The organism is Hydrocoleum sp. CS-953, from assembly GCF_002260545.1.
GTDB lineage: Bacteria > Cyanobacteriota > Cyanobacteriia > Cyanobacteriales > Microcoleaceae > Trichodesmium.
Genome location: NZ_LGSU01001283.1, coordinates 1 through 9,232 on the forward strand (window position 1 = coordinate 1; position 9,232 = coordinate 9,232).

Annotated in this window: 8 protein-coding genes; 4 read left to right on the forward strand and 4 right to left on the reverse strand. The window is 37.8% G+C overall.

From position 1 onward, the window contains the following. Positions 1–82: 82 nt before the first annotated feature. The 3 genes from AFK68_RS42310 to AFK68_RS22815 form a co-directional block, all read right to left on the reverse strand. Positions 83–709 carry a transposase gene (locus tag AFK68_RS42310; RefSeq protein WP_256386630.1) on the reverse strand — a complete coding sequence of 209 codons (627 nt, stop codon included), beginning with the start codon at positions 707–709 and terminating at the stop codon, positions 83–85. Between the two features lie 48 nt (positions 710–757). Then, positions 758–907, reverse strand: a complete 150-nt coding sequence (locus tag AFK68_RS42315; RefSeq protein ID WP_256386631.1) for a helix-turn-helix domain-containing protein — start codon at positions 905–907, stop codon at positions 758–760. Between the two features lie 64 nt (positions 908–971). Continuing rightward, positions 972–1,307, reverse strand: coding sequence for an MEKHLA domain-containing protein (locus AFK68_RS22815; RefSeq protein WP_246844357.1), 336 nt, complete (start codon positions 1,305–1,307; stop codon positions 972–974). 668 nt (positions 1,308–1,975) lie between these two features. Between AFK68_RS22815 and AFK68_RS22820 the strand changes: the two genes are divergently transcribed. The 3 genes from AFK68_RS22820 (at position 1,976) to AFK68_RS22830 (ending at position 6,910) form a co-directional block, all read left to right on the forward strand. Continuing rightward, a complete protein-coding gene (locus tag AFK68_RS22820) occupies positions 1,976–3,817 on the forward strand; it encodes a fatty acyl-AMP ligase (protein WP_094675347.1) in 1,842 nt (613 codons plus the stop codon). A 604-nt stretch (positions 3,818–4,421) separates the two neighbouring features. Then, positions 4,422–6,056, forward strand: a complete 1,635-nt coding sequence (locus AFK68_RS22825) for an aminotransferase class I/II-fold pyridoxal phosphate-dependent enzyme (RefSeq protein WP_094675349.1) — start codon at positions 4,422–4,424, stop codon at positions 6,054–6,056. A 425-nt stretch (positions 6,057–6,481) separates the two neighbouring features. Beyond that, positions 6,482–6,910, forward strand: coding sequence for a Dna2/Cas4 domain-containing protein (locus tag AFK68_RS22830; protein WP_143438157.1), 429 nt, complete (start codon positions 6,482–6,484; stop codon positions 6,908–6,910). 62 nt (positions 6,911–6,972) lie between these two features. Here the strand turns inward: AFK68_RS22830 and AFK68_RS22835 are convergent, their stop codons facing one another. Next, positions 6,973–8,151, reverse strand: coding sequence for an NAD(P)/FAD-dependent oxidoreductase (locus AFK68_RS22835; RefSeq protein ID WP_094675353.1), 1,179 nt, complete (start codon positions 8,149–8,151; stop codon positions 6,973–6,975). A 130-nt stretch (positions 8,152–8,281) separates the two neighbouring features. Between AFK68_RS22835 and AFK68_RS22840 the strand changes: the two genes are divergently transcribed. Continuing rightward, positions 8,282–9,103, forward strand: a complete 822-nt coding sequence (locus tag AFK68_RS22840; RefSeq protein ID WP_094675355.1) for a YaaW family protein — start codon at positions 8,282–8,284, stop codon at positions 9,101–9,103. Positions 9,104–9,232 lie beyond the last annotated feature (129 nt).

Sequence of the window (9,232 nt, forward strand, 5' to 3'; positions counted from 1 at the left end):
CAGCATAAATAATAAAATCACTAACTAAATATATCTGTTTTCATTTTATTTTTTTTGTAATCTAAGTTATTTCCCAACAACTCTATTGTAGCCGAGAAAGTTTAGCTTCAGACTTACGATATGACTTTACACTTTCAAAAACTTTCCCATCACTTAAAGTAGCTAAGGTTTTTACACCTAAATCTACACCTACTACATCAGTTGTTTTGGGTGTAGTTATGGCCTGAAATTCATAGCTACAGCTAAGATACCAATCACCAGCTTGTCTACTAATAGTTATTTTTTGAGTAGTCGCTTCAATGGGTTCGTAAGTTTTGACAATACCAATAAAAGGTAACTTGTGACTCCATCCGTTTAATTCTATTGGCTTTCCACAATTATCTATTGTGAATGAATCAGACTTACCTTTCTTCTTAAATCTTGGGTATTTACCTAGACCTTGAAAAAACCTTTTAAATGCTTCACCCAAGTTCATAAAAGCATATTGATAAACTTTAGATGATAAGTTTTTCATCCAGGGGTAGAGAGGCTTGGTGTGATTAGTAAAAACCTCTCTGAGTTTACGAGGGTTGGGCTTGTAACCATCTATGTAAGCAGCATTCCATAAACTTAAACCCCAGTTGTAGCACCATCTACTATAACCTGCGTGTTGTGCCATCAGAGTTTTTTGTTGATTATTTAATTTGAGCTTGGTTCTGATGGATTTCATGTATGGGTATTGCCAGTACAATGGTATGCTTTTTAACGTATTATATCGTTATTCTTGGATTAAGTCAATGCTCCCACTGTAAGCAGCATTCCATAAACTTAAACCCCAGTTGTAGCACCATCTACTATAACCTGCGTGTTGTGCCATCAGAGTTTTTTGTTGATTATTTAATTTGAGCTTGGTTCTGATGGATTTCATGTATGGGTATTGCCAGTACAATGGTATGCTTTTTAACGTATTATATCGTTATTCTTGGATTAAGTCAATGCTCCCACTGCTGAAAATTAACAGCTTGACCACATTGCTGTTGATTTTCATCTAGAAGATTCCAGATAATAGCATTTGAAATCCAAAACCGTTTACCTTTGCTGGAAATACGAATTCCCCGATAACCACTAATATACCCTTGAGTTTCTACCTGAGTCAGTAATAGCTGGCGATCTTCGCGCTCTGAAAGTTCTGCTGTCTGACGAGAAGGGGTATTAGTGAACTGCTCCCAACTCATTTCCCATAGATCCAAGGCTTGCTGATTACCATAATTTAAGATAGGGTTTTCTTCCATACCGTGAGAAGCAACAACAAATGGAGCTTCCCACAATGCTTGAGCTATTGTTTCCGGTGTTCCATCTATATACCAGTAGAGATTTACCAGTCCAATATTTATAGCTCAATAACAACCTTTGAGTATGGTGAATTATAGTTTCTTGTTTCCAGGGATATAAGATATTTTCAGTCATTGATGATTTTTCAACAGTTAATTATCAAGAATTCTATCTTGACTTTTTACCTTTGAAAAGGGAGGGATGTTTCATTTTATCTCATCAATCATATTTTGAAAAAAGCAAAGGGAGATTTGAACATCAAACTAAGCTATATTTCAGTATTAAAAATTGATCCGTTTTTTTAGATGTTAATTTTGCTGGTATTATCTTGCCAAATTTACTCTCTATAAATCTTTCATTTTATCTCATCAATCATATTTTGAAAAAAGCAAAGGGAGATTTGAACATCAAACTAAGCTATATTTCAGTATTAAAAATTGATCCGTTTTTTTAGATGTTAATTTTGCTGGTATTATCTTGCCAAATTTACTCTCTATAAATCACTCAAAAAAATGGTTAAGAACAACAAAATTTCAATCAGAACAAGAAAAAAATAATTTATTTGACATTTAATTATGCTTGGTTACTTAATCATCCCTACATCTGCGTTAAAATTCCTCTCGTGTCTTTCTGATTATCCTTGTCTTTTTCTATCAAAAATAAAATGAATAGTTTAGATAAAAAATTTAAAACATTAGTAGACTTATTAAAAAACAGAGCTATCCAAAACCCCGAACAAATAGGTTATAGCTTCTTAATAGATGGAGAAACAGACACAATTAGCCTTACCTATCAACAACTAGAACAACGTTCACGGGCGATCGCTGCCTATCTCCAATCAGTATGTCCACCAGGAGAAGTTGCCCTACTCCTCTATCAACCGGGACTAGAATATATTACTGCTTTTTTTGGATGTCTCTATGCAGGGGTTATAGCAGTTCCCGCTTATCCTCCTAGACCAAATCGTTCCCTAGAGCGCATCCAAACAATTATTAGAGATAGCAAGGCCAAAATAGCTTTAACAACTCATTCTATCGTTTTGAGCCTAGAACGTCGCGCCTCAGAAACCCCAGAATTAGATAGTTTAGGTTGGTTAGCCACTGACCATATTCCTGACAATTTTGCCGAGAAATGGCAAGAACCCAATATTAATGAGGATACCACCGCCTTCCTGCAATATACCTCTGGTTCCACGGCCACACCAAAAGGCGTAATGATTACTCATCAGAATCTTTTACATAATTCTGGTCTGATTCATCAATGTTTTGGACATTCTGCCCAAAGTAAAGGAATAATCTGGCTACCTCCCTATCACGATATGGGTTTAATTGGTGGAATATTACAACCTTTATATGGAGGCTTTCCTGTGATGCTCATGTCTCCCTTAATGTTCCTCCAAAGTCCGGTGCGCTGGTTACAAGCTATTTCTCGATACCGAGGCACTACCAGTGGTGGGCCAAATTTTGCTTATGATTTGTGTGTCCGTAAAATTAAACCGGAACAGATACAAACTTTAGATTTAAGTAGTTGGGAAGTAGCTTTTAATGGTGCCGAACCTATTAGTGCTGAAGTTTTAGAAAGGTTTACTAATACCTTTTCTGTTTGTGGTTTTCGCCGGGAAGCTTTTTATCCTTGCTATGGCATGGCGGAGGCCACTCTAATTATTTCTGGGGGTAATAAACTTTCTCCACCAGTGGAAACTACTATTGCGACTAGCGCATTAGAGAAAAACCAGATCGTCTTAGTTTCTGAAATAGAAGGAACAAAAAGATTAGTAGGTTGTGGGCAAACTTTGCCAGAGCAACAGATTAAAATTGTTCATCCAGAAAAATTAACTCTTTGTGCTGAGGGAGAAGTAGGAGAAATTTGGGTATCTGGACCAAGTATTGCTCAGGGTTATTGGCACAAACCAGAAGAAACAAAGCAGACTTTTGCAGCTTATTTAGCTGAAGCACCCCAAGAGCCATTTATGAGAACTGGAGATTTAGGCTTTCTCAAGGCAGGGGAACTATTTGTGACAGGTCGTCTCAAGGATGTGATTATTATAAATGGTCGGAATCATTATCCTCAAGATATTGAATGGACAGTCGAACAAAGTCATCCTTTAATTCGACCAGGTTGTATTGCTAGCTTTTCTGTAGAAGTGGCAGGAGAAGAACGTTTAGTAATAGTAGCTGAGGTAGAACGTAATTTTCGTCAACTCCTTCGTGGAAGTCAAAAGTTACAAGTCACAACTCAAAATTATGACCATACTAATAAATCTGTTAGCTCAATAGGGGTTGATTTTTTTAGTCAGCGTAATGGCAAGTGTGGGACAGAAAATTTTGATAATTCTCAGGACTTAATTAAATCTATCCAACGGTCTGTGTCAAGAAATCACGATTTACAAATTTATCAGATATTGTTGCTCAAACCAGGAGCTATTCCCAAAACTTCTAGTGGAAAGGTTCAGCGTTATGCTTGTCGCGAAGGCTTTTTGACTGGAACTCTACAGATATTTGAATAAGGAAGAAGGAAGAAGTTAGAGGGAAGAAGGAAGAAGGTAAACAGTTTTATTACAGTCCAGTAGGGTGCGTATTTACGGCTTAAATTTAGACTATGAAATGGACTCAGCTATCTGTCGTAACGCACCATTGCATCAGTGTAAGTCCAGTAGTGAACTACACAGCTAATTTATTGCAAAAACGGTGCGTTACGGCGCAACGTAATATCTGATAGTTCAACCGTAGTTTGTAATCAGCGCCTAACGCACCCTACTGGAGTGGAGTGAACTATAAAGTTTTATTGGGTAGAACGAAGTGAAACCCAACCTACTGGACTTCTTCCTTCTCCCTTCTTTCTTCTTTCTTCTTCCTTCTTCCTTTCTACTTTGTATAAGATCGTGGCACAATAACCATCATGCCTTCCCCAGTGTTTTTTGGGAAGGTCAATCAGTTGAAATAGTTAGCTATTTCAGGTAATTGTCACAAGTTAAAAGTTGCCCCCAATGAATCAGAAGCCAAATTTCTGATTTTCCAGAGGGACATTTTTCCCCAATTATGTGCTATTGCATATAAGCTACTAGAAAAAACTGAGTGACAAGCAATTTTAATGTGGTGCAGGAGTGAACAATGAAACTGTTGAACCAGCTTATGAATGAGCAAGACAGCCAACATCTGTCTTTAGTGAAAAATGATCCAGACCCTGCCTTGCAAGTCCCAAAATCATCTCCAGTCAGAGATAATATTAAATCCTGGTTAGTCTCCCAATTAGCTGAACGGCTAGAAGTTGACACCAGTGAAATAGATATTGAGCGGGATTTTACTGATTATGGTCTTAACTCAATTGAAGTGGTCAATCTCTCTGGAGAACTAGAAAATCTTCTGGGTCGGCGACTACCTCCTACCCTTTTGTTAGATTATCCCACAATTGAGTCCTTGGCTGAATATTTAGTAGAGGATACCTCCGAGGATACGAGGCCAAGTATTCACAAAAAATTAGAAGATGAGGTTGAGGTCTCAACTTCTCATCCAACTACGGAAACTGAAGAAATTCCTTTAGAGTATTATAACTTTGACCTCTATCCAGAATATCTACAACTGCAAAATAAATTAGCAGATATTAATTCTACTGGTATTGGTAATCCTTTCTTTATACCTCAAGAACGAATTAATAATAATACTACAGTTATTGGTGGTAGGGAACTGGTGAATTATGCTACCTATAATTATTTAGGTATGTGTGGAGATCCTGTCGTATCTAATGCTGCAAAAGAAGCTATTAATCATTATGGAACTTCCGTTTCTGCTAGTAGGTTACTATCAGGAGAAAAGCCATTACATCAGGAATTAGAAAGAGAAATTGCTGATTTTATTGGCGTTGAAGATAGTATTCTTTATGTTGGTGGTCATGCGACTAATGTAACTACTATTAGTCATTTGTTCGGACAAAATGATTTAATTCTCCATGACTCTTTAAGTCACAATAGTATTTTCCAAGGTTGTTTATTATCAGGAGCAACTATTATTGCTTTCCCTCACAATGACTGGGAAGCTTTAGATAAGTTACTGCGCGATCGCCGTCATCGTTATAAGCGGGTACTTATTGCTATAGAAGGTGTATATAGTACAGATGGTGATATTCCAGATTTACCAAAATTTATTGAGATTAAAAAACATTACAAAACTTTTTTAATGGTAGATGAAGCTCACTCCATTGGTACTATTGGCAAACATGGTCGTGGTATTAGTGAGTATTTTGGGATTAACCCTAATAATGTTGATTTATGGATGGGTACTCTGAGTAAGTCTTTTGCTAGTTGCGGTGGTTACATTGCTGGTAGTAAAGCATTAGTAGAATATCTTAAATATACTTCTCCAGGATTTGTTTATAGTGTAGGTATTTCTCCTCCAGATACAGCGTCAGTATTAGCTGCTATTCGGTTATTAAGGAGGGAACCGGAAAGAGTGGCACGACTACAAGAAATGTCTCGACTATTTTTGGAGTGCGCTCGCGAACGAGGGTTAAATACTGGAATGAGTAAAGATTCTCCGGTTATACCTATTATTGTAGGTGAATCTATTAAGTCGGTAATGTTATCCCAAAATTTATTTAAGCGAGGGATTAATGTACCATTTATGTTTTACCCATCTGTACCACACAATGCAGCCAGACTACGCTTTTTTATCACTTGTAATCATACAGAGGAGCAAATTCGCTTCACTATAGATGCTCTAGCAGAAGAGCTTAGTTTAATGGGTGTTTAAGAGCTAGTAAAACACAAGTAGAGACGTTCGCATTTTTGTTATGCAACGTCCCTACGATATTCTGTTGTACGATTTCCACTTTGTTCTGCATTTTGGGATTTGGTTTGGAGACCAAACCCCTACGTTAACAAAGTCAGAAGTCAGAAGCGAGTGTGTAATAATGATAATACCACAACCATTATAATCTACTACTACCTATATCTCTATTTCCCTATGTCCCCACCCTTCCCACACTCCTCACACTCCCCACACTTCCTACTCCCTCTCTCCCTGACATATCCATGCTCCCCAAAAATAAGGATGAGCTAATGGTTTACTGTCAATTTCCAGATTATTTCCTAACTTTAATTCTGCTAAAATATCACGACTTAATTTACTTTTTTGTAATTCTCCAACAGTAACATTAATAAGGATTTACAGTTTATATTGAGGATGACAATTCGTTCAAAGCTTATAGTAAAAAATTCCCGATATGTGTTTCTGGTAAACCCGATATTATTGCCACAAAAGATAATTGGGGTGTTGTTGAGGATATTAAAACAGGTAGGCGCAAAAATTCTCACAAAATGCAAGTTTTACTCTATATGTTTTTACTGCCCTTAGCATCAGAAACTCAAGAACTTTGTCATCAACAAATACCCCACGGACGTATTGTTGATCCAGATAATATTTGGGAAATTCCTACATGGGAAGTTAATCAAAAATTTAAACAGCATCTCCAAGAATTACTTGCGATAATTTGTAGCACTAAAATGCCTAAACTAACTCCTAGTATTTGGGAATGTCGTTACTGCAAAGTTCCTGATAATCATTGTCCTGTTAAAACTAAAAATGATGATAATTTTGCAGCATAATTAATTTGGGTAGTAGGAATTTTTTGTAATTATCTGAAGACTGCTATTAATATCTCCATTAATCACTCTAACCCTATCTGACTCAACCAATTTGCTGCAGCTAACCCAGAAGCAAAAGCACCCTCAATATTATTTCCACCACACCAGTCACCAGCACCTACTAATGGCAATGGCATTTCTGTAGTCAAACAAGAAACATTCAAAGCTTGACGACAGAAAGCATAACGCCATCGGTGAACTTGCAACCATTCTGGGTTACTTAACCACGGTAACAACTGTTGTGCTGTATATTCTAATAATTCTTTCCCGACTGGTTGTAAGTCCGGGGTATCAAGATGGGTAGTAGCAAACTTGGCGCTACTTTGAATCACAAATACAGGTTGAGTCGGATGGGATCTTTTGCTACTATCAACACCTACCCAGTCAAGATAGTCATCATTCGGGAAAGCGATCGCCCGCCATTCTGGTAAATTTCCCTGTAATTCTGGAGAATATCCTGCCATCACAGTAATACAAGGATCGTATTCTACAAAACGCAGATGCTCAAGAAATTCTGGCTGTATTTCGGCAACAGGTTGTTCCAAAATCATTAAAGCTTGCGGTGCAGGAATAGCTAGAACTACAGCTTTTGCTATCACTTCTGTTGGTTTTTCGGTAGCAGCATCATTAGTAATTTCCAGAGTCAAACACCAAGACTTATGCGCACCAGACAAGAAACTGGGTTTATTCTCCTGGTAGTTGTTGTTTAAACCAAGTTTCATTGATAAACCCGGTTTCTCCGTAATTCCTAAACAATTTTTTTCGGCTATTGGTTGCATAGTTTGTACTCGCCGACTAAACCAAATGTCTAAACCTTGGGCAAGAAATTTGCCGACAGAGTTCATTCCCTGGGGCGCAATATAACAATTTTTAGGAATAGGGAGTAGTAGTCCCTGGGGTTGAGTTAGTTCATAAATTTTATCTGTCCAAAGTTGAAGAATTGGCTCGGTATCGGGGTTATTTTTTTGACTTTTGAGATTATTAATTAATTGTTGCAAAAATTTACCTGTCGGTTCCAGGTAACGTACTCCATGATCGGCGCGACTTCCTGAGACTCGGCGAGTTGCCATGCGACCCCCGACTCCCCTAGATTTTTCCAGCACCACCACCGAATAACCAGCTTTCTGTAATTCTTGAGCGCAGACTAAACCAGCCATACCTGCACCAATGACGGCAATATCAAATTTTTGCGAGTTGTTCATAATTTTTAATATTAGAATAAATATCTTATGTTATAATGATAAGTTGGTTAAGGTTAATTTGGTTGTTAGCCTAGTAAAACTCAATTGAAGTATAATCATAGTGCTTTGTGGGCGTGGAGGAAATAAGAAGTTGGATGAATTAAGAGCAGCACTGGAATTAGCAACAGAAGAGGAGTTACAACAATTAACAGGACTTTTGTTTGGGCGCGGGATCAATCCTTTGGATTATTTCCAGACTCCTCTACCAATAGATGTACAAAGTCGCGATCGCGATGCTTGGTTAGATGCCCTAGACCAGAGATTTCGTTATCTGGCAGCAGATGGTATGACGGTATTACGGGGACATACCCAGAAAGTAAGTTATCGGCAAGCTTTAATTAAGGTCTGTAGTTATCTCAAGATTTCCTATTCTCAAGAACTTTCAACCACAGATTTAGAAGCAGAGGTGTTTCTCCATGTTTTAGGTCGAACCTGGAAACGTTTGCCTCGATCCCAACAAGATGTCTTAGCCCAAAATATACAAAATTCCCTGGCTGAATGTAACTTTCCTCAGCCCCTACCAATATCAATACAAAAAAATCCATTAAGTTTATTATTTAAAGGTAGTACCGCTTTTGCTGTGAGTTCGGTATTAAAACCAATATTACTAAAACAGTTAGCTCGTCAATTTGCGATTCATTTTGCTAAATATGAAGTGGCAAAAGCAGCATTAGTAAAAGGCGGAGCAACAGCAGCAGCTCAGTTTCAAAGTCACGTCACTATGCAAATGGCTAATCGAGGGATGGCTCTTAGTGCTGCTCGTTACGGGACAGTACGGACAGCTTTAGGATTTTTAGGGCCGATGTTGTGGACTTGGTTTTTGGCCGATTTGGGTTGGAGAGCGATCGCTACAAATTATGGTCGTGTGATTCCGGCTGTGTTTGTTTTAGCCCAAATTCGGTTGTTGAATTAGCAAGAATTGGTTAAGAGCTAAGTTTTAGTCTAGAGTTATATGGAAGCCCTAACTGTATCTTGGCAAAGTTGCGAGTTTTTGGTTCAGGAGTCAGTCCTCAGGAGTCAGAAGTCAGGAGATTAAGAAATA

Coding starts and splice junctions, on each gene's coding strand:
- AFK68_RS42310 (WP_256386630.1), bottom strand. CDS start 709: ATGAAATCCATCAGAACCAAGCTCAAATTAAATAATCAACAAAAAACT.
- AFK68_RS42315 (WP_256386631.1), bottom strand. CDS start 907: ATGAAATCCATCAGAACCAAGCTCAAATTAAATAATCAACAAAAAACT.
- AFK68_RS22820 (WP_094675347.1), top strand. CDS start 1,976: ATGAATAGTTTAGATAAAAAATTTAAAACATTAGTAGACTTATTAAAA.
- AFK68_RS22825 (WP_094675349.1), top strand. CDS start 4,422: ATGAAACTGTTGAACCAGCTTATGAATGAGCAAGACAGCCAACATCTG.
- AFK68_RS22835 (WP_094675353.1), bottom strand. CDS start 8,151: ATGAACAACTCGCAAAAATTTGATATTGCCGTCATTGGTGCAGGTATG.